Source organism: Massilia sp. Root418 (assembly GCF_001425265.1).
Taxonomy (GTDB): domain Bacteria; phylum Pseudomonadota; class Gammaproteobacteria; order Burkholderiales; family Burkholderiaceae_D; genus Rugamonas.
Window position 1 is genome coordinate 1301290 of record NZ_LMEC01000001.1, and the last position, 19675, is coordinate 1320964.

At 66.7% G+C, this 19675-nt stretch carries 19 protein-coding genes; 10 read left to right on the plus strand and 9 right to left on the minus strand.

The annotated features are described in order from the left end of the window. Positions 1-65 precede the first annotated feature (65 nt). A complete protein-coding gene (locus ASC94_RS05455; RefSeq protein WP_056391762.1) occupies positions 66-3059 on the plus strand; it encodes an ATP-binding protein in 2994 nt (997 codons plus the stop codon). 151 nt (positions 3060-3210) lie between these two features. Further along, positions 3211-4203, plus strand: a complete 993-nt coding sequence (locus tag ASC94_RS05460) for a diguanylate cyclase domain-containing protein (protein ID WP_082616188.1) — start codon at positions 3211-3213, stop codon at positions 4201-4203. A gap of 80 nt (positions 4204-4283) precedes the next feature. Here the strand turns inward: ASC94_RS05460 and ASC94_RS05465 are convergent, their stop codons facing one another. Continuing rightward, positions 4284-4706 (minus strand): hypothetical protein, encoded by a 423-nt coding sequence (locus ASC94_RS05465; protein ID WP_056391769.1) that lies wholly within the window; start codon positions 4704-4706, stop codon positions 4284-4286. Positions 4707-4949: 243 nt separating this feature from the next. Between ASC94_RS05465 and ASC94_RS05470 the strand changes: the two genes are divergently transcribed. After that, complete coding sequence (locus tag ASC94_RS05470) at positions 4950-6587, plus strand: response regulator (RefSeq protein ID WP_056392193.1); 1638 nt, start codon at positions 4950-4952, stop codon at positions 6585-6587. Between the two features lie 95 nt (positions 6588-6682). Continuing rightward, complete coding sequence (locus ASC94_RS05475; protein WP_056391772.1) at positions 6683-7387, plus strand: sensor histidine kinase; 705 nt, start codon at positions 6683-6685, stop codon at positions 7385-7387. Positions 7388-7390: 3 nt separating this feature from the next. On the opposite strand, the gene ASC94_RS05480 is transcribed toward ASC94_RS05475, so the two are convergent. The 6 genes from ASC94_RS05480 to ASC94_RS05505 form a co-directional block, all read right to left on the minus strand. Further along, positions 7391-8821 (minus strand): NAD(P)/FAD-dependent oxidoreductase, encoded by a 1431-nt coding sequence (locus ASC94_RS05480; RefSeq protein WP_056391774.1) that lies wholly within the window; start codon positions 8819-8821, stop codon positions 7391-7393. Positions 8822-8844: 23 nt separating this feature from the next. Then, positions 8845-9315, minus strand: coding sequence for a hypothetical protein (locus tag ASC94_RS05485; RefSeq protein WP_056391777.1), 471 nt, complete (start codon positions 9313-9315; stop codon positions 8845-8847). A gap of 84 nt (positions 9316-9399) precedes the next feature. After that, a complete protein-coding gene (locus tag ASC94_RS05490; protein ID WP_229417168.1) occupies positions 9400-10347 on the minus strand; it encodes a transporter in 948 nt (315 codons plus the stop codon). 35 nt (positions 10348-10382) lie between these two features. Beyond that, positions 10383-11924, minus strand: a complete 1542-nt coding sequence (locus tag ASC94_RS05495) for a hypothetical protein (protein ID WP_056391780.1) — start codon at positions 11922-11924, stop codon at positions 10383-10385. A gap of 7 nt (positions 11925-11931) precedes the next feature. Then, complete coding sequence (locus tag ASC94_RS05500; protein ID WP_056391783.1) at positions 11932-12282, minus strand: hypothetical protein; 351 nt, start codon at positions 12280-12282, stop codon at positions 11932-11934. A 72-nt stretch (positions 12283-12354) separates the two neighbouring features. After that, a complete protein-coding gene (locus ASC94_RS05505; protein WP_056391786.1) occupies positions 12355-12846 on the minus strand; it encodes an Lrp/AsnC ligand binding domain-containing protein in 492 nt (163 codons plus the stop codon). Positions 12847-12952: 106 nt separating this feature from the next. On the opposite strand from ASC94_RS05505, the gene ASC94_RS05510 reads away from it, so the two are divergent. Together ASC94_RS05510 and ASC94_RS05515 are read left to right on the plus strand one after the other, a co-directional pair. Next, positions 12953-14236, plus strand: a complete 1284-nt coding sequence (locus ASC94_RS05510) for a D-amino acid dehydrogenase (RefSeq protein WP_056391789.1) — start codon at positions 12953-12955, stop codon at positions 14234-14236. A 165-nt stretch (positions 14237-14401) separates the two neighbouring features. Beyond that, positions 14402-15241, plus strand: coding sequence for an HDOD domain-containing protein (locus ASC94_RS05515; protein WP_056391792.1), 840 nt, complete (start codon positions 14402-14404; stop codon positions 15239-15241). Between the two features lie 22 nt (positions 15242-15263). On the opposite strand, the gene ASC94_RS05520 is transcribed toward ASC94_RS05515, so the two are convergent. Next, positions 15264-15722 (minus strand): Rrf2 family transcriptional regulator, encoded by a 459-nt coding sequence (locus ASC94_RS05520; protein ID WP_056391796.1) that lies wholly within the window; start codon positions 15720-15722, stop codon positions 15264-15266. A gap of 144 nt (positions 15723-15866) precedes the next feature. Between ASC94_RS05520 and ASC94_RS05525 the strand changes: the two genes are divergently transcribed. Genes ASC94_RS05525 through ASC94_RS05535 form a run of 3 tightly spaced genes read left to right on the plus strand, consistent with a single transcriptional unit; the run spans position 15867 to position 17626 of the window. Further along, positions 15867-16574: an SCO family protein gene (locus tag ASC94_RS05525; RefSeq protein WP_082616189.1), complete on the plus strand. Its 708-nt coding sequence runs from the start codon at positions 15867-15869 to the stop codon at positions 16572-16574. Then, positions 16571-17245: a hypothetical protein gene (locus ASC94_RS05530; RefSeq protein ID WP_056391799.1), complete on the plus strand. Its 675-nt coding sequence runs from the start codon at positions 16571-16573 to the stop codon at positions 17243-17245. The genes ASC94_RS05525 and ASC94_RS05530 overlap by 4 nt, the downstream gene beginning before the upstream one ends. Before the next feature lie 3 nt (positions 17246-17248). Next, on the plus strand, positions 17249-17626 hold the full coding sequence (locus tag ASC94_RS05535; protein ID WP_056391802.1) for a group III truncated hemoglobin: 378 nt from the start codon (positions 17249-17251) through the stop codon (positions 17624-17626). Positions 17627-17629: 3 nt separating this feature from the next. Here ASC94_RS05535 and ASC94_RS05540 read toward each other — a convergent pair whose 3' ends face one another. Beyond that, positions 17630-18547, minus strand: a complete 918-nt coding sequence (locus ASC94_RS05540; RefSeq protein WP_056391804.1) for a LysR family transcriptional regulator — start codon at positions 18545-18547, stop codon at positions 17630-17632. Positions 18548-18652: 105 nt separating this feature from the next. Between ASC94_RS05540 and ASC94_RS05545 the strand changes: the two genes are divergently transcribed. Continuing rightward, entirely contained in the window at positions 18653-19639 is a 987-nt protein-coding gene (locus tag ASC94_RS05545; RefSeq protein ID WP_056391807.1) for an aldo/keto reductase, read from the plus strand. Positions 19640-19675 lie beyond the last annotated feature (36 nt).

A 19675-nucleotide genomic window follows, 5' to 3' on the forward strand; every position in this document is an offset into this window, starting at 1 on the left:
TACCGATGATTTACTGTGAATCCCACCATTGCGCGGCACAGGCGCCGACTTCCGGGAGAGCCTGAGTGGCCAAGCTCGACAAAGAAGAGGAAGCGCGCATGCACTCGGGCGCCATGCGCAGCGCCAACAGCGTACTGCTGGCACGCCAGCGCGCCGAGCACGAGATGCAGGAGGCGCGCGAACAGTTGCGCCGCTCGAACGAGCGCCTGAAAACCGTCCTGGAAAGCATTACCGACGGCTTCATCGTGCTCGACCATGACTGGACCGTCACCTACATCAACCCGCAGGCCGCCAACATCATCCACCCGCAGGAAAGCGGCGGCCAGCACGCGCTGGGCAACAACCTGTGGGAGGCCTATCCCGAACTGTGCGGCACGGTGATGGAAGCGCAGTTCCGGCGCGCCATGGAAACCCAGCAGACCGCCAGTTTCGAACTGTACTACCTGCCGCGCAAGATGTGGCTGGACGTGCGCGCCTATCCGTCCGCCGAGGGGCTGACCAGCTCCATCCAGAACATCACCAAGCGCAAGCTCGACGAGCGCGCCCTGCGCGAAAGCGCCAACCGCCTGCAGGTGGCGCTGGCGGCCGGCAAGCTGGGCGACTGGCTGTGGGACGCCGGCAGCAACCGGGTGACCCTGGGCCGGCGCGCCGCCGAACTGCTCGGCCTGCCGGACGAGACCTGCCTGACCTGGGAGGCGTTGAGCGAGCACATCTTTGAAGAAGACCGCGCCCCGGCCCGCGCCGCCTTCCTGGAGGCCTTCGAACAGCGCACCGACTTCAGCGTCGAATGCCGCATCGAGCGCGCCGGCGGCGAACGGCGCTGGCTGTCCGTGGTCGGCCACGGCAACTACGGCGAGGATGGCGCCGTGCTGGGCATGACCGGCATGGTGCAGGACATTTCGGACCGCAAGGCCGCTGAAAACACCCTGCGCCAGAGCCAGGAAGAATTGCAGGCCATGGCCAACTCCATCCCGCAGCTGGCCTGGATCGCCCGTTTCGACGGCACCGTGGCGTGGTACAACGAGCGCTGGTACGAATACACCGGGCTGCCGCGCGACCAGGCGCCGGCCAGCGGCTGGGACGAAGTCTACGACCCCGACACCCTGCCGCTGATCCGCCAGCACTGGCAGGAAGCGCTGCGCACCGGCAGCCCGTTCGAGATGGAATTTCCGATCCGCGGCGCGGACGGCCACTACCGCTGGTTCCTGTCGCGCGCCAATCCGGTGCGTGACAGCACCGGCCGGCTGGTGCGCTGGTTCGGCACCAGTACCGACGTAGACCAGGTCAAGCGGGTGCAGGAAGCGCTGCGCGACGAGAGCGCCATCCTGGAACTGCTGAACGCCACTGGCAACGCCCTGGCATCCCAGCGCAACCTGCGCTCGCTGCTGCAGGAAGTGACGGACGCCGCCACCCGCATCAGCGGCGCGCGCTTCGGCGCCTTTTTCTACAACAGCACCAGCGCCGACGGCGGCGTGCTCACCCTGTACAGCCTGTCCGGCCTGCCGCCGGAAGCGTTCGCCCACTTTCCGCACCCGCGCGCCACCGCGCTGTTCGGCCCCAGCATGCGCGGCGAAGGCACCTTGCGCAGCGACGACCTGCTGCGCGACCCGCGCTACGGCCAGAACGCGCCGCACCGGGGCGTACCGAACGGCCACCCGGCCGTGCGCAGCTACCTGGCGGTGCCGGTGGTGTCGCGCTCGGGCGAAGTGATCGGCTCGCTGTTCTTCGGCCACCCCGAGCCGCGCATGTTCAACGAGCGCACCGAGCGCATCGTGGGCGGCATCGCGGCCCAGGCTGCCGTGGCGATCGACAACGCGCGCCTGTACGAGGCTGCCCAGCAGGCGGCCGAGGAGCGCAAGATCCTGCTGGACAGCGAGCGCAGCGCGCGCGCCGAGGCCGAGCGCACCAGCCAGATGAAGGACGAATTCCTGGCCACCCTGTCGCACGAGCTGCGCACCCCGCTCACCGCCATCCTGGGCTGGGCGCAAGTGCTGCGGCGCGGCAGCCGCGACGAAGCCGACTTGCACCGCGGCCTGCAGACCATCGAGCGCAACGCGCGCGCCCAGGCCCAGCTGATCGAGGACTTGCTGGACATGAGCCGCATCACCTCCGGCAAGGTGTTGCTGGATATGCAAACCCTGTCGCCGCTGACGGTGGTCGACGCCGCCATCGAGACGGTGCGCCCGGCGGCTGACGCCAAGAGCATCCAGATCGAGCGCGACTTCCACAGCACCGGGCAGGTGGCGGCCGACCCGAGCCGGCTGCAGCAGGTGATCTGGAACCTGCTGACCAATGCCATCAAGTTCACCCCAAAAGGCGGCGCGCTGCGGGTGGCCGTCAGCGAGGCCGAGGGCCACGTGGCCATCACGGTGGCCGACACCGGCATCGGCATCCGGCCGGAATTCCTGGCCCACGTGTTCGAGCGCTTCCGTCAAGCCGACTCGACCACCACGCGCCGCCACGGCGGCCTGGGGCTGGGCCTGTCCATTGTCAAGCACCTGGTGGAGCAGCATGGCGGCACGGTCTCGGTCAGCAGCAAGGGCGAAGGGCACGGCGCCAGCTTCACGGTCAGCCTGCCGCTGGCCACCGCGCCCAGCGGCGGCGCGCGCCAGAGCCGCGCCCAGGCGGCCCAGCTGCCCACGCTGCCGCCGGCGCCGGCCGAAGGCGGCTTGCGCGACCTGGGCGGCATGCGCGTGCTGGTGGTGGACGACGAAATTGACGCAAGAGACCTGATCAAGCGCATACTAAGTGACTGCAACGCGACCGTCATGACGGCCGCGAATGCGGCCGAAGCGCTGCGGCTGGTCGAACGGGAACGGCCCGGCCTGCTGGTAAGCGACATCGGCATGCCGGACGTGGACGGCTTCGAGCTGCTGGCCCAGGTGCGGGCACTGGGCGCGGCGCGCGGCGGCGCGGTGCCGGCCATCGCGCTGACCGCCTTCGCCCGCTCGGAAGACCGGCTGCGGGCGCTGGAATGCGGCTTCCGCGACCACGTGTCCAAGCCGGTGGAACCGGCGGAACTGGTGCGCGCTGTTGCGTTGGCGGCACAAAAGCGGTAATTTTTTCTAAGGAGAAACTATATTTTCCATAGGGAATAACTTGCGCTCCTACCTGACGACGCGGCGCTGTCCTACAAGCAACGCTGCTATCCTTTGTTAAACTCAGAGCATAAGATCATGACCGCCCCAACTGTTTTCAAGAGACATTACTATGCCTAGCCCGGACGAGATTTTGAACGCCAAGATACTGGTGGTGGACGACTGCGCCGACAATATCGACCTGATGCTCGAAATCCTTCGCGATGCCGGCTATAGCAATGTCTCGTCCACCATGCTGCCGGAACAGGTCTGCGGGCTGCACCGCCAGCACTGCTACGACCTGATCCTGCTCGACCTGCAGATGCCGGAATTGAACGGCTTCCAGGTCATGAAAGGCCTGAAGGAAATTGAACAGGACGGCTATCTGCCGGTGCTGGCGCTGACCGCCCAGCCCAGCTTCAAGATTGCCGCATTGGAAGCGGGCGCCCGCGACTTCATCAGCAAGCCCTTCGACCTGCTGGAAGTGCACAAGCGTATCCACAACATGCTGGAAGTGCGCCTGCTGTACAAGGAACTGGCCCAATACAGCAAGCAGCAGCAGGAACTGGCGCTGCACGACCCGCTGACCGGGCTGCCCAACCGCCGCCTGCTGGAAGACCGCATCGCCACCACCCTGCAGCATGCCGCGCGCCACCAGCACAAGGCCGCCGTGATGTATCTGGACCTGGACGGCTTCAAGGCCATCAACGACACCCATGGCCACGCCTGCGGCGACGAGATCCTGAAGCTGGTGGCCGGCCGCCTGGTCGGTTCCTCGCGCAAGGAAGATACCGTGGCCCGCGTCGGCGGCGACGAGTTCGTCATCGTGCTGGGCGAAGTGGGCAGCCTGGCCGACGCCCAGGAGCCGGCTTCCAAGCTGATTGAAGTGGTGTCGGAACCGTACCAGGTGGGCCCGCTGACGCTCCAGCTGTCCACCAGCATCGGCATCGCGCTCTACCCCGAACACGCCGACAATGTGCAGGCGCYGATAGAGAAGGCCGACCAGGCCCTGTACGACGCCAAGCGCGGCGGCAAGAACCGCCATTGCGCGGCACAGCCGGAATCTGCCGCCACCGACACGTTCGTTCCCAGCCGCCCCGCCATCCACAGCGCGACGGCAGCGTGAGCGCCGCGCGCAGCCTGCCCGGGCTGGCAGCGCGGTCCCGTGCTGCAAGGTCCCGTACTGCGCGGCCCTGCCGCGCGCGTTTAGTGCGCGGCGGCGGACTCCTTGGCGGCGCCTTCCTCGGTCGACTGTTCCACCTTGGCCGCGTGCTGGTGGTCGCTATGCGCGTCCACCTTCTCCGGCGCCACTTCGATGCGGGTGATGCCGGCGTCGACGGAAATCGGGTCGCTGGCCGGGAACGTCATTTCCACGGCGTCGTCGAGCAAGGTTTCCTTGGCAATCTGGGCCGGCGTCTCCTGCTCGTGGTCGGCCAGGATGGTGATGGCCTGCGCCCACTTGACGAAATCCAGCTGCGCCAGCTGGCGCACCGTGCTGATATTGAACGCCTTGGCCAGCGCCTTGGCATCGTTGGCGCTCACGCCCTTCAGTGCGCTCACCGGCGCATCCGCCAGCTCGCGGAAGCACTTACCCACGTATTCCTTGTCCACAACGGTATCGATATTCATGATGCATCCTTTCCAGGGTTGGTCGGCACGGACCGACTATGGCATGCGCGGCCGCTACTGTATGTGCGCAGCCGAACACTGGAAGCCCGGAGCGGCAGGGGCGGCAGGCGCGGCAGCGGCGCTAGCAGCACTGCCGCAGCGCGCGATAGCCGCGCACGCTTTTGACTTTCACTTATCACGTTGTTATGATCGACCAATAGTTTGTCTGGCGAAATTTTTTCCTTCCGTAGCCCCAACATCAACGTGCCTAAAGTAGACAAACCCAAAGTCCTGGTGGTCAACGACGACGCCAACAGCCTGTTCGCCCTGACCAGTTTGCTGGCCCAATGGTCGGACCAGGACGGCTATGACGTCCTGGCAGCACGCTCCGGCGAGGAAGGCTTGCGCCAGGTGCTGATGCACGATTTCGCCGTGATCCTGCTGGACGTCAACATGCCCGGCATGGACGGCTTTGAAACCGCCGAAGCCATCCACCAGCGCGCCCGCTCGGCCGACATCCCCATCATTTTCGTCACCGCCTTCGTGGCCGATGAACTGGACCGGCTGAAGGCCTACCAGCGCGGCGCGGTGGACTTCCTGTTTACCCCCATCATTCCGCAAATCCTGCACGCCAAGATTTCCGTGTTCGTGGCGCTGGCCGTGAAAAACGAGGAACTCAAGCGGCAGGCGCGCCAGCTCAGCCTGCGCACCACGGAATTGACCGCCACCAACAAGCGGCTCACGCGCGAGATCGAAGAGCGCAAGGCGGCCGAGCAGCAAAACCATGCCAAGGACGAGTTCCTGGCCATGCTGGGCCATGAACTGCGCAATCCGCTGAGCGCCATCAGCAGCGCCGCCTCCCTCATCGCCCTGCCCGGCGTGGGGGCCGACGCCGTGGCGCGCGCCAAGCACATCATCCAGCGCCAGAGCCGCCACCTGGGCCGCATCGTGGACGACCTGCTGGACCTGGGCCGCGCGATGTCGGGCAAGATCCTGCTCAACCGCGCGCCGCTGGAGCTGTCCGCGCTGCTGAGCGCCTGCCTGGACACCTACCGCACCACGGGCCGCACCGCCGGCTATGCCGTCACGCTGGAAGCCGGCCCGGGCTGGGTGCATGGCGACGCCACGCGGCTGGAACAGCTATTCTGCAATTTGATGGACAATGCGCTGAAATACACGCCGCCGGGCGGTAGCATCACCGTCTGCTGCGACACCGACGGCGACGACGTGCAGCTGTCGGTGGAAGACAGCGGCGTCGGCATTCCCGCCAGCCTGCTGCCCCATGTGTTCGATGTTTTCGTGCAAGGCTCCAGCACCCTGGACCGCGCGCAGGGCGGGCTAGGCATCGGCCTGGCGCTGGTGCGGCGCCTAACCGAGCTGCACGGGGGCAGCGCGGCCGCCTACAGCGGCGGCAGCGGCGAAGGCAGCATCTTTACTATCCGGCTGCCGCGCAGCGAGCGGCCATCTGAACCGAGGCAAGAGATTATGGACACCACAGATTCCGCCAAGCCCACCGTGCTGCTGATCGAAGACAATGACGACGGCCGTGAAATGATGTCGATGATGCTGAGCTGCTACGGCTATGAAGTGCGGCACGCGGCCGACGGCCTGCAGGGCCTGGAACTGGCGGCGGCCTTCCACCCCGACCTGGCGCTGGTCGATATCGGCCTGCCCGGGATCGACGGCTACGAAGTGGCGCGCCGCCTGCGCGCCAGCGAAGAAACGCGCGGCATGAAGCTGATCGCGCTGACCGGCTACGGCCTGGCGGAAGACCAGCGCCGCGTACTGGAAGCCGGCTTCGACCTGCACCTGGTCAAGCCGGTCGACATCGACAACCTGATGAAAGCCATCGGCAGCTGCACGGCCGGCACCACTGCCGACTCCGCAGCCGCGCGGCCGTGACGCCGGCGCACCCGATGCGGCAGTGCGACATTGAACGATAACCTCAGGTATGATCGCCGCATAAAAACAGATCATCTTACTCTGAGACCCTAATTATGTCCGCACAGGCACAACCCGCCCCCTACGACAGCCAGCGCGCCGCCGAGCTGAGCGAACTGCTCGGCCACGTCAACGCCTGCTGGGACAACGAGCGCCGCTCGCTGTCGCGCCAGCTGCACGACAGCATGGGCTCCTCGCTGACCGCGCTGACCATGCACCTCGGCCTGCTCACGCAGAAAATGCCGCCCGACCCGGCGCTGCTTGAGCGCGCCACGCAGATGAAAAATCTGCTGCACAACATCATCGAAACCAACCGCCAGATGCAGCACCGGCTGTGGAACGACAAGCTGGAATTCCTGGGCGTGCGCGTGGCCCTGGGCGAGCTGGTGACGCAGTTCGGTGAACAGCACGGCCTGGTGGCCAGCTGCAGCCTGCCCGAAGAGGAGCCACGCAGCCCGCGCAGCCATAACGTGGTGCTGCTGCGCGCGCTGGAGGAAGGCTTGCGCAACATCATCAGCCACGCCCAGGCCAGCGCCGTGGAAGTGACCGTGGACGACAACGACGACGAAATCATGCTGACGGTGAAGGACAACGGGCTGGGCCTGGCGGTCCAGGCCGACGTGATCGGCGCCGACAGCGCCAAGCACGGCCTGCGCGTGCTGCGCGAACGGGCCGCCTACCTGGGCGGCACGCTGACCCTGGTGCCCGGCAGCGGCGGCGGCGCCATCCTGACCGTCACCCTGCCCAAGCCCGCGCCGTAGCGCTCAATGCAGTTTCACCAGCGGCGTGCTGCGCTTGATCAGGAAGCGCGCCAGCGCCAGCACGGCGGTGCGCACCGTGCCCAGCACGGCCTGGTGGTGCATCAGGTGCAAGCTGGTGTACATCAGGCGCGCCACGAAGCCATCCACAAACCAGCTCAGCCCTTTTAGCGAGCCCATCAGGCTGCCGACCGAGGAAGTCTGGCCAAACGATACCAGCGAGCCATAGTCCTTGTAGACATACGGCGAGGCGTGCGGCGGCTTGCCCTGCGCCTGGCGCAGGAAGGCGCTGGCCAGGTAATCGGCCTGCTGGTGCGCAGCCTGCGCGCGCGGCGGCACCGGTTTGCCGTCGGCCCCCATGCACAGCGCGCAGTCGCCCAGCGCGTAGATATTGGCGTGGCCCTTGACTGCCAGGGTGCCCTCCACTTCCAGCTGGCCGCCCTTGGCGGTGGGCAGGCCCAGCGTGGCCAGCAGCGCCGGCGCCTTGATGCCCGCCGCCCACACCACGATGTCGGCCGGGTAGTGTTGCTGCGGTTGCTGCGGTTGCTGCGGTTGCTGCGGTTGCTGCGGTTGCTGCGGTTGCTGCGGTTGCTGCGGTTGCTGTGGTTGCTGCGCCTGCCCGGCCTCGCCGGTGGTCACCCGATCGGCGTCGATGGCGGTCACGCGGGTGGCGGTCACCACCTTGATGGCGCGCTCCTCCAGCAGCTTGAGCGCGGCGGCCGACACCCGCTCCGGCAGCGGCGCCAGGATGCGCGGCGCCCCTTCCAGCAGGGTGATGCGCACGTCGCGCCTGGGGTCCAGGTGGCCAAAGCCGTAGGCGGCATACACGCCGCTGGCCTCGCGCAGCTCGGCCGCCAGCTCCACGCCGGTGGCGCCGCCGCCAATGATGACGATGTCCACCCCGGTCCCGGCCGCGCTTGCCGCAGCCGGTTCCAGCACCTCGGTGGTGCCGGGCGCCCCCTTCTTCAGCGCGGCCTTGGCCAGCAGCTTGAGCAGGGTCAGCCGGAAACGTTCGGCGTCTTCGGTGGCGTTCAGGGAAATGGTGTGTTCGGCGGCGCCGGGGACGCCGAAGTAATTGGAGGTGCTGCCGATGGCCAGCACCAGCGTATCGTAGCCGATGCGGCGCTCGGGCAGCACTTCCTCGTGCTCGGCGGTGGCGATGGCCGCCACCGTGAGCGCATTGCCCGGCGCGTCGAGCGCCTGCAGGGCGCCATAGACATAGGTAAAACCATTGTCGTGGGCCAGCATCTGGTAGGACAGGCCTTCCTGGTGGATATCCAGGGTGCCCGCCGCCACCTCGTGCAGCGAGGGTTTCCACACGTGATACAGCCGGCTATCGACCAGCATCACTTGCTGCGGCCCCAGCTTGCGGCCCAGTTTGCAGGCCAGTTCCAAGCCGCCTGCCCCTCCTCCAACAATCACGATTTTGCTATGCATGGCGCTCCTGTGGTGGGTAAAAGTCAGTCTTTGCCGTGCCCCTTGCCGTGGCCGTTACCGTGACCCTTGTCATGCTTATCATGCTTGTCATGCTTGTCGCGGTGGTCGTCGCGGTAATCATCGCGCCGGTCGTCACGGCGGTCCTCATGATGGCCGCCACGGCCATGTTCCGAGCGGTAGCGCGGCGCATAGTCATTGGTGTACCACTCGTCACGCACGAAATAGACGCGGCGGCCGCAGGCATTGTAGGCGCCGCAGTGCTTCGACCACTTCTTGGCATGGCCAGGCGGCACACGCAGGTACAGCGGTTCTTCGATCACGCGCACCGGGCGGTGCACGATGATGGGTTCCGCATAGATGACCGGCGGCGGCGCCATGTTACCCAGATCGATACGGCCGTAAAAGCCGGGCTGTCCCACGCTGATGGAAACGTTCTGCGCAGCGGCGGACAGGGAAATTGCCAGCAGGCTGGCGGCGATGAGGAGTTTTTTCATGGTGTCATCTTATGGTTATGGGTTTACTACACCTTGATTCTAAGCGGATAGTTGACCAAGTGTATGTACGCTTGCGCACATACGCTACCAAATTTTGGCTAAAGGCAACACTATGCCGCTGAAAAACTGCCAATCCGGCGCAGCGCCGGTGAGGCCTCGCGCCAGGCCGAAGTCTATCGTCATGCGCGGGTCCGGGCTGTAGGCCGCCGCCAGCAGCAGTTGCGCGCTGCGCCCCGCCCCGCTGCGGCGCGTACCGGCCAGTTCGGCGGTCACGCCCCATTTGCCGTCCAGGGGCAGCGAAAACGAGGCCGAGGCGCCGGTCTGCATGCGGCCCATGCCCGGTTCGGTGCCGCCCAGGCGCGTCAGGTTCAGGTTGGCGTCCATGTGCACGCTGCCGAAATCGCGGCTGACAATGCCGTTCGCGCTGTAGTCGGCGCGGCCGCTGCCGATGCCGTCCCTGGCGGTGGGAACCTTGGCGCCCAGTTCCAGCCCCAGCGCGCTGCCCTCGCCCATGTTCCATGCGCGTTTTAGCACCAGCAAGGTGTCGCCCGCACCGCGCAGCCGGGGTGCGCCCGGTTCGCGGTCCGACACCCAGGCCTCGCCGCCCAGCAGCACGCCCCATTCTTCGTTGAAAGCCAGCTTGAGGGTGTAAGGCAGGCTGGCGCGGCGCTCGCCGCCGCCGCAGCTGGCCAGTCCGCCCAGCTCCAGCTCCAGCTGGCCAGGCGCCGGCAGCTGCGCCGGGCTGGAGACAGAAGGCCGGTAAGGCAGCACCGGCGGGCCGGCCGCCGAATCGGCGGAATCAGCCGAATCGGCGGAATCAGCCGAATCAGCCGGGCTGGCCGGGTCGGCCTGGCTGGCCGAGTTGGCCGAAGCGGTTGACTCCGCCGGAGCGCCGCGCGCCCCGCTTTGCGCCGCCGCCGGCGCCGCCATCGCCATCGCTGCCCCCAGTAAGGCGCCCGCCGCCAGCCTGTCCAGGCGACGCGTCGCCGCCCACAGCCCGCTCGGCAGCACCATCGGCAATCTCAGCCCCATGTACCCTCCAGGTCGGGCATTGCATTGAATACTGTTCAGTCCTGCCGCAGCTGGTGTTCAAGCTGCTCAAGCGCGGCCTGCGACTGGGCGATCACCTTGCCGGCGATGCGTTCACGCATGCCCTGCACCCTCCCGGCAGCCTCGGCTTCCAGCAGCAGCGGGGTCAGCATCTGCCGCGCCGACTCGTGGAAGCCGCGCGCCACCTCGTCCAGCCGGGCCAGATAAGTGTGTTCCGCTTCCTTGAGCCGTGTGCGCAATTCCTCTTCAAAAGCGCGGCGCTTGTCGCGGATCTCCGAACGCTTGCGCTTGCCGCCATCGGTGAACCACTTGAAGGCGCCCGCCAGCAGCACCGCGCCGCCGACAAAGGGCGCGGCCGGCGCCAGCACCGGCATCACCACCGCCACGCCGAACAGGTAGGCCACCGTGCCGGTGCCGGCCGCCGCCACCGCGCCGCCCATCAGCGTGAGGCTGGCGGCGGTGTCGACCGTGTTCACCAGGCGCGTGCCGATGCGCAGGCTGGGCATCAGCCGCGCCAGCGTGGCGTGGTGCTCGCGCTGGAACACATTGGTCTGCCCCAGGCGCATGCCGGACTGGAACAGCCGCAAATCATGCTGCATCAGGTTCAGCGCCTCCTCCTTGCGCCGCACCACCCGGTCCAGGCGGCGCTCCATCTCCTGCCCGAACTGGTTGCGGCCGATGCTGGCCCACACGTCCTCGTCCTTCCACTTGTCGGTGGCAAGGCGGTCTGCGATGGCCAGTTCGATGGCATTGCCTGCGTCGTGCACGGCGTCGTCGATGTCCTGGAACAGCGTGCTGCGCTCGTAGGCCACGCGCGCATCCACCAGCGCCAGGCGCTGCTGCACCTGGTCGCGCAGCTCCAGCGCCGCCGCCATCATGCGTTCCGCGTTGGAAGCCGAGGCGGCCATGCTGGCGGCCACCTCCTGGTAGGCGCCGATGCCCTGCGCGATGCTGGCGGCGGCCTGGCGCACCATGCCGCGCAGCTCCTCCTGGTCCAGTTTGCCGCCCTGGAAGCGGCGCGCGCCCTCCAGCAGCTCGGTGTGGCCGGTGCTGCGGCCGAAGTCGGCCACCACGTCGGCCAGGCTACGGCCCTTGACCAGCTTGCGCGCCTGTTGGCCGATGTTGCTGAGCAAGCCGCGCTCATCCTCGGGCGGCAGCATGGCCAGTTCGTCGGTCAGCAGGCGCACGCCAAGCGCCTTGGCCACGCGCTGCGCCAGCGCGCGCGATTTCTGCCCCTGCAGCGCCACCAGGGGGCGCAGCATGGCGAAAGCGCTGTCGCGGGTCGGCTGGTCCACGGCGGGCGAGCAGCGCGCCAGGGCATTGAGCGCCCAGTCCACGCTCACGCCGGACTCGATGGCGTTCAATACCAGGGCGGTGAACACGGCGGACGCCTTGCCTTCGCCGGCCAGGTCGGTGACGGCGGCGAACTGGCCCAGGGTGACGGTGCCGTCGGCGGCCGCCAGCGCACCCACGGTGCGCGCCAGCGCGGAGGCGAAGCTTTGATCGGAGGACAGGTGCTCGTCCAGCGTGCGGATTTCTATCGGTTTGTCGGCATCCATCCAGTACTCAAGCTAATAGTTTCAGGCAGGCGAGTATGAAGCCGCCCTGAACGAAGACTGCGATAAAGAGCCAGCGGAACAGATCGGCTTGCATTTTCGCCAGCCGCGTCTCGATACGCGCTTCGAAAGCAGCAAAGCGGGCCTCCAGGCGTGCCTCGAATACCTCGAAGCGGCTGCCCGTGCGCGTCTCCATGCGCGCTTCCAGCGCAAGCAGTTCGCTGTGCAGATGTTCTTTCGTGACCAGCTGCTGCAGCGTATCAGCGGTCAGTTCCGCATGCACCAAGGCTTGCTCCCTCGGCACGCCGGCTGCTTCCAGGCGTTCGGCGTACCGGCTCAGATTGAATTCGTAGGCTGACATGACGTCTCCCTAGCCGAAATCATTATAGTGATCTTACAGGATGTGGCAACCTTGATAACGCTCAACCGTGTGCTAGATGGCTTCGGTAGACAGGAACAGCGTTTCCTTGATCTCTTCCATCACCACGTAGCTCTTGCTTTGCGCTGCGCCCGGCAACTGGAGCAGCATCTCGCCGAGCAACTTGCGGTACTCGGCCATTTCATGGATGCGCGCCTTGATCAGGTAATCGAAATCGCCCGACACCAGGTGGCACTCCTGCACCTCCGGAATGCGCAGCACTTCGCGCCGGAACTGCTCGAACATCGAGGCCGACTTGGTGTTGAGCGTAATTTCCACGAACACCAGCAGCTTGGCGCCCAGCGCCGGCGGGTCGATGCGCGCATGGTAGCCGGTGATCACGCCGTCGCGCTCCATGCGCTTGACGCGCTCAATGGCCGGGGTAATCGACAGCCCCACCTGCTCGCTCAAATCCTTCATGGAAATCCGCCCATCCTCCTGCAGGATGCGCAGGATCTTGCGGTCGAGCTTGTCCAGGGTACGGACCGAATCCTTCTGTGTTCGCATGATTTTTTACTGAATATCCGCTTTTATATAGTAACTAATGCTGGCTGAAGCAACTTATCATAGCGTTATATCTGGCGCAAGCCATTAAAACCTATAAGGGAGCGTTATGCGTATCGTGATTCTTGGCAGCGGCGTCATCGGCGTCACCACCGCGTACTACCTGGCCCAGGCCGGCCACGACGTCACGGTGCTGGACCGCCAGCCCGCGTCCGCCCAGGAAACCAGCTTCGCCAACGCCGGCCAGATCTCCCCCGGCTACGCGTCCCCGTGGGCCGCGCCCGGCATTCCCCTGAAAGCCATGAAATGGATGCTGCAGCGCCACGCGCCGCTGTCCATCACGCCCGACGGCACCCTGTTCCAGCTGCAATGGATGTGGCAGATGCTGCAGAACTGCAATGCCGAGCGCTACGCGGTGAACAAGGAGCGCATGGTGCGCCTGGCCGAATACAGCCGCGACTGCTTCAAGGCGCTGCGCGCCGCCACCGGCATTGAATACCAGGGCCGCCAGCAAGGCACCACCCAGCTGTTCCGTACCCAGCAGCAGCTGGACGGTGCCGCCAAGGACATCGAAGTGCTGAAGGATACCGGCGTGCCCTATGAACTGCTGACGCGCGATCAGCTGGTGAGCGCCGAACCCGGCCTGGACAAGGACAAGCTGGTGGGCGGCCTCCGGCTGCCCAACGATGAAACCGGCGACTGCCAGCTGTTTACCACCCGCCTGACCGCCATGGCTGAAGAGCTGGGCGTGAAGTTCCGCTACAACACCGAGGTGCGCAGCCTGGTGATGGACGGCGGCGAGATCAAAGGCGTCGTCACCGCCAGCGGCCTGGTGCACGCGGACAGCTATGTGGTGGCCATGGGCTCCTACTCCACCCAGCTGCTGCAGGACATCGTCAAGATCCCGGTCTACCCGCTGAAGGGCTATTCGATCACCGTGCCCATCGTGGACGCGGCGCGCGCCCCCACCTCGACCATCCTGGACGAAACCTACAAGATCGCCGTCACCCGCTTCGACGACCGTATCCGCGTCGGCGGCATGGCCGAGATTGCCGGCTTCAACACGCAGCTGAACCCGCGCCGCCGCGAAACGCTGGAAATGGTGGTCAACGACCTGTTCCCGGGCGCCGGCGATACCGCCAGCGCCAGCTTCTGGACCGGCCTGCGTCCCATGACGCCGGACGGCACGCCCGTGGTGGGCCGCACTGCCGTGCGCAACCTGTTCATCAACACCGGCCATGGCACCCTGGGCTGGACCATGTCCTGCGGCTCGGCCCAACTGCTGGCCGACATCATCTCCGCCAAGCGCCCCGCCATCCTGGCCGACGACCTGTCCGTCAGCCGCTACAGCAAGCAGCCCGGCCAGCGCGCGCCGCAGCTGGTGAACGCCTGATCCACGCGCTGCGGCGGGGATCGCGGGCATCGCTGGTGTCGCGGGTTGCAGGCGTGCCGCGCTGAGCCGCCCTACGGCCCCGCCCGGCGTTGTGCCCGCACCACCGGCCGCCATGCCATGCGATTGGCCGTTGTGCGCCATGCGCGCACTGCGTATAATTTTTGCATGAATAAACTTGAAGCTTATGGCCACATCGCCGCTCTGGCGATACGCGGCGACCTGGTTTTCCCCACCAGCGTCAACGCGGCGCTGCGCGTGCAACTCGCGCTGGACGACCCCGAATGCCCCATCGATGAAGCGATCCGCCTGGTGCTGGCCGAGCCCCAGCTCGCTGCGCGCACGGTCGCGCTGGCCAACTCGGCCATGTTCAACCGCACCGGCGGCCCGGAAGTGACCAATGTGCGCGCCGCCATCATGCGCATCGGCTACCACAACCTGTTTGCGCTGGCCGCCGCCATGGTGGTGCGCCAGTTCGGCAGCAAGATCGCCGACCCGGCCCTGCGCGCCAAGGCCGAGCAGCTGTGGCAGCACACGGTGCACGTGGCCTGCCTGGCGCGCATTATCGCGCGCGACGTCACGTACACCAATCCGGACACGGCGCTGTTCGCCGCCATCGTGCATGAAGTCGGCAATTTCTACTTGCTCTCGCGGGCAGACGAATTCCCCGGCCTGCTGGAAGACGACCCCGAAAACTGGCAGCCCGCCAGCGAAGAAATCATCACGCGCGAAGTGCTGAACAAGCTCAATATCCCGGAACCGGTGAGCACCGCCATCCAGGGCATGCGCGACAGCTTCCTGCAGATTCCGCCGGAGTCGCTGCTCGACACGCTGCTGCTGGCCAATCACCTGTCGCCGGTGGCGTCGCCTTTGCAGGCCGCGCCGCGCGAGCTGCCGCCGCACTCGGAATCCGTGATCGACCTGTTCATCGACGAGGAAATGATGGCGGAATTGCTGGCCCAGGCCGGCAAGGACGCCGAGGCCATGAACGCGGCCTTGCTGGTGTAAGGCTGCCGGCCTGGCGTTCCGCTCAGGCCTTCGCCAGATGCAGCTGCACCGGGTGCAGCTGCTGCGCCATGGAGCCGCCGCGCTTGGGCAGCAGGTCCGCCAGCGTCACCCCGTCCAGCACCTTCAGGTAGGCGTCGGTCGCCTCTTCCAGCTTGGTCTTCAGGAAGCAGGCGCCGTTGAAGGCGCACGTGTTGTGCTCGCCATCGAAGCACTCCGCCATGTAAAAATCGCTCTCGCTGCCGCGCACCACGGCGCCGATATTGATGTCGGCCGGCTCGCGCTTGAGGCGCAGGCCGCCGTTGCGGCCGCGCACCGTCTCCACCAGGCCGTTCACGCCCAGCTGGTGTATCACCTTGGTCAGGTGGTTCTTGGAAATGCTGTGCAGGTCCGCGATGTCCTGAATCGTGACCAGATTGTCGCGGTTCATGCCCAGGAAGATCAGCGAGCGCAGCGTGTAGTCGGTGAACGAAGTCAGTCTCATAGTGGCGGTCCGGTTTAACATACATCTTGCATATTGCTTAACAGCAAGCTCTACTGTACCATGCTTAATGAGGTATTCATTATATAGCTTTCAGGAAGGGATGGCGGAGGCGGCATATAATGGCGCCTGGACCGAAGGAGAGTGATGAAGAGCTGGACACATTCAGGCAAGTACCGCACCGCAGCCGCCCTGGTGCTGCTGGCCACGCTCGGCGCGGCGGCCTTGTACTCAGGGACGTCCGGCTTCCGCGTCATCTCGACCGAAGCCGGGAGGCGGCTGGACATCGCGGAAAACCCGCGCGCGCTGCCCGTGGCGCACGTGGTGGCCGCGGCCGGCCAGCCGCAGCCGGCCACGCTGGAACAGGCCTTGCGCGGCGATCCCCGCGTGGCCATCGTCACCTTCATCTACACCCAGTGTAACGCCATGTGCTCCATCCTGGGCTCCGAACTGCAGCAGATGCAGGACGCCCTGCGCCAGCGCGGCCTGCAGGACAAGGTACGCCTGATCAGCATCAGTTTCGATCCGCGCGACACGCCGCAGCTGCTCGCCAGCTACGCCGGCAAGCAGAAGGCGCTGCCGGCCAGCTGGCAATTTCTTGCCGTGCCGGACGCCAGGCAGCGCCAGCAGGTACTGGACACCTTCGGCGTTGTCGTGCTGCCGGCACCGCTGGGCGAGTTCGAACACAACGCCGCTTTCCACCTGGTGGACAAGCAGGGCCGCCTGGCGCGCGTGATGGACTTCACCGACGGCCCGGGCGCCCTCAACGCCGCCCTCGCCATGGCAGGCAGCGCGCCCGTCCCAACGGCCGCCTCTGCCGCGCCGCGCGGCCCCGCAGCAGGAGGCGCGCCATGAACCGCAGCACACCCGGCAGCGCCGGCGCGCCGAGCATTCCGGCCGGCGCCTTCCGTCGCGCTCCGTCCAGTGCCGCGCCCGCGCCCGACCGTCCCCGCCTGCGCCTGTTCGCCCGCATCTGCGGCGGACTGCTGCTGGCGGGCGCCTGGCTGCTGCGTGGACCGCTGGAAGCGACCATGCTGGGCCACATGGTGGCGCAGCTGCCCATGATCTTCTTCGGCGGCCTGCTGCTCGGCAGCCGCACCGCCCGCCGCAGCGCCACGCTGGCCAGCTTCGACCGCCACGGCCTGACCGGCCTCACCGCCCTGCTCATCCTCAGCAGCTACTGGATGATTCCGCGCGTCCTCGAAGCCGCGCTCACCCAGCCGCTGCACGAACTGGCCAAGTTCGCCAGCTGGGCACTGCTGGGCGCCGTGCTGCCCTCGTCCATCGCGCGCGCCAACATGGCCATCCAGCTGCTCTGCCTCGGCAGTTTCTGCGCCATGGCCACGCTCGGCGGCATGCTGTACCAGGAAGTGCCCGAACAGCTCTGCAACGCCTACCTGAAAGACGACCAGGCGCTCACCGGGGCCTTCCTCATCATCCTCGCCGTGGCCGCCGCCGTCGGCTGGTGCATCTACCGCTTCCCGGCGCTGAACACGCCCACACCCTCCGCCCCCGTCCGGGAGTAAGCCATGCCGTACCAAGAACTGAACACCGCCAGCATCACCGCCCTGGTCCACGAATTCTATGACGCCGTGCGCGCCGAGCCGGAACTGGGCCCCGTCTTCGACGCCGCCATCGGCGACAACTGGGACCCGCACCTGGCGCGCATGGTGGACTTCTGGAGCACCGTCATGCTGGGCACCAAGGAGTTCCAGGGCAATGTGTTCGGCACCCACATGCAGCTGAGCGGCATCGAGCCGCAGCACTTCCGCCGCTGGCTGGCGCTGTTCGAAACAACCGCCGCGCGCCTGTTCACTCCCGCGCTGGCCGCCGAATTCCTTGTCGTCGCGCGGCGTATCGCCGCCAGCCTGCAGTACGGCTTTTTCGGCAAAGTGGTGGAACAGTAGGCCTCAGCGCAGCTTCGCCAGGCCCTGCTGCACGCGGATGATGTTCACCAGCGTGCGCAGCGCCGGGTGGTTGTGGCGCCGGCTGCTGTAATACATGTGGAACGGCTCGCCCTTCGCTGCGTGGTCATCCAGCACCAGCCGCAGGCTGCCCTCTTCCAGTTCGCCGCCGATGCGCCGCTCCAGGAAATATCCCAGCCCCACGCCGGCCTTCGCTGCGGCGATGGAGGTGGCGGTGTCGTTGATCGTGATGGCGCCCGGCACGCGGACGCGGCACCTGGACCGTCCCCGGCCCAGCTCCCATTTATAGCTTGAATTGTCCCCCAATAGCAGCTGCAGGCAGGTATGCCCGGCCAGGTCGTCCGGATGCAGCGGCGCACCGCGCTGCGCCAGATAGGACGGGGCCGCCGCAACCACCCACCGCTGCGGACCGCTGAGCGGCACCGATATCATGTCCTCCGGCACGTAGTGGCCGTAGCGGATGCCCGCGTCGTATCCTTCCGCCACGATATCGATCGGCCTGTCCTCGACCACCACCGTCAGCCGGACCTCCGGGCACAGCGTGGCAAATTCCGGGATCGCCGGGTTGATGAGCAGGTGCGCCGCATCGGCGAACACATTGATGCGCAATTCGCCGTAGCGCCCCGCGCCGGGCGCATCGAGTTCGGCCAGCGCCAGCCCGATCTTGTCGAAGCCTTCCTCCAGGCGCAGCGCCAGCGCGCGGCCGGTATCGGTCGGCGCAAGCGCTCGGCTGGAACGGTTGAGCAGCTTGGCCCCCAGCCGCTCCTCCAGCCTGCGCATGGCGTGGCTCACCGCCGACGGCGTCAAGCCCAGCTGGATCGCCGCGCCCTTGAAGCTGCCGGTGCGCGTAATGGTCAGGAATACCCGCAGGTCGGGCAGCTCTATGCGGTCGAATACGGACATGGATGAAATGGTTTCACTCTCAGGATGAATCGGCTTCAGCTGGAAATCCTATCATGGCGGCGGCAAACCGCGCTATAACTACTGCCTCGCACAAAGGAGCACTGGATGAAACAGAGAGTATTTGGACGCACGGGCCGCAGCGTGTCGGAAATCGGATTCGGCGCATGGGCCATCGGCGGCGCCTGGGGCGACGTCTCCCCGCAGGACGCGAAGGCGGCGCTGCACGCGGCGCTGGATGAAGGCATGACCTTCATCGACACTGCGGACGTGTATGGCGACGGCCGCTCGGAACAGCTCATCGCCGAGGTGCTGAAGGAACGCGGCGGCGCCAGGCCCTTCGTGGCCACGAAACTGGGCCGGCGCGCCTCGCCCCACGTGGCGGAGGCCTACAGCAAGGAGAACCTCACCGCCTACGTCGAGCGCTCGCTGCGCAATCTGCAGACGGACTGCCTGGACCTGGTGCAGCTGCACTGCCCTCCGCCGGCGGTCTATTACCAGCCCGAGGTGTTCGGCTACCTGGACCAGCTGGCGGCAGACGGCAAGATCCGGCACTACGGCGTGTCCGTGGAAAAGGTGGAAGAGGGACTGAAAGCGATCGAATACCCGAACGTGCAGTCGGTCCAGATCATCTACAACATCTTCCGCCAGCGCCCGGCCGGTCTGTTTTTCGCCGAAGCGAAGAGGCGCCAGGTTGGGGTGATCGCGCGCGTGCCGCTCGCGTCCGGCCTGCTGACCGGGAAGATGCACGCCGCCAGCGCGTTCGCCGCCGACGACCACCGCGCCTTCAACCGCAACGGCGAAGCCTTCGACAAGGGCGAAACCTTTTCCGGCGTGCCCTACGAAGTGGCGCTGACCGCCGTGGAGGAGATCCGCCGCCTGGTGCCGGGCGACACCGCCATGGCCCAATTCGCGCTGCGCTGGATACTGATGGAAGACGCGGTCAGCACCGTGATCCCGGGCGCGAGGAACGCCGCCCAGGCCCAGGCCAACGCCCGCGCCGGCACGCTGCCGGCCCTGAGCGGCGACACCATGTCGGCACTGCGCCGCCTGTATGCCGAGCGCATCGCGCCCCACGTGCACCAGCTCTGGTAACGTCAACGGCAGTTTGCTATGCTTGCGGCACTCAAC

Coding starts and splice junctions, on each gene's coding strand:
- ASC94_RS05465 (WP_056391769.1), bottom strand. CDS start 4,706: ATGAATATCGATACCGTTGTGGACAAGGAATACGTGGGTAAGTGCTTC.
- ASC94_RS05475 (WP_056391772.1), top strand. CDS start 6,683: ATGTCCGCACAGGCACAACCCGCCCCCTACGACAGCCAGCGCGCCGCC.
- ASC94_RS05480 (WP_056391774.1), bottom strand. CDS start 8,821: ATGCATAGCAAAATCGTGATTGTTGGAGGAGGGGCAGGCGGCTTGGAA.
- ASC94_RS05485 (WP_056391777.1), bottom strand. CDS start 9,315: ATGAAAAAACTCCTCATCGCCGCCAGCCTGCTGGCAATTTCCCTGTCC.
- ASC94_RS05490 (WP_229417168.1), bottom strand. CDS start 10,347: ATGGGGCTGAGATTGCCGATGGTGCTGCCGAGCGGGCTGTGGGCGGCG.
- ASC94_RS05495 (WP_056391780.1), bottom strand. CDS start 11,924: ATGGATGCCGACAAACCGATAGAAATCCGCACGCTGGACGAGCACCTG.
- ASC94_RS05500 (WP_056391783.1), bottom strand. CDS start 12,282: ATGTCAGCCTACGAATTCAATCTGAGCCGGTACGCCGAACGCCTGGAA.
- ASC94_RS05505 (WP_056391786.1), bottom strand. CDS start 12,846: ATGCGAACACAGAAGGATTCGGTCCGTACCCTGGACAAGCTCGACCGC.
- ASC94_RS05510 (WP_056391789.1), top strand. CDS start 12,953: ATGCGTATCGTGATTCTTGGCAGCGGCGTCATCGGCGTCACCACCGCG.
- ASC94_RS05515 (WP_056391792.1), top strand. CDS start 14,402: ATGAATAAACTTGAAGCTTATGGCCACATCGCCGCTCTGGCGATACGC.
- ASC94_RS05520 (WP_056391796.1), bottom strand. CDS start 15,722: ATGAGACTGACTTCGTTCACCGACTACACGCTGCGCTCGCTGATCTTC.
- ASC94_RS05525 (WP_082616189.1), top strand. CDS start 15,867: ATGAAGAGCTGGACACATTCAGGCAAGTACCGCACCGCAGCCGCCCTG.
- ASC94_RS05530 (WP_056391799.1), top strand. CDS start 16,571: ATGAACCGCAGCACACCCGGCAGCGCCGGCGCGCCGAGCATTCCGGCC.
- ASC94_RS05535 (WP_056391802.1), top strand. CDS start 17,249: ATGCCGTACCAAGAACTGAACACCGCCAGCATCACCGCCCTGGTCCAC.
- ASC94_RS05540 (WP_056391804.1), bottom strand. CDS start 18,547: ATGTCCGTATTCGACCGCATAGAGCTGCCCGACCTGCGGGTATTCCTG.
- ASC94_RS05545 (WP_056391807.1), top strand. CDS start 18,653: ATGAAACAGAGAGTATTTGGACGCACGGGCCGCAGCGTGTCGGAAATC.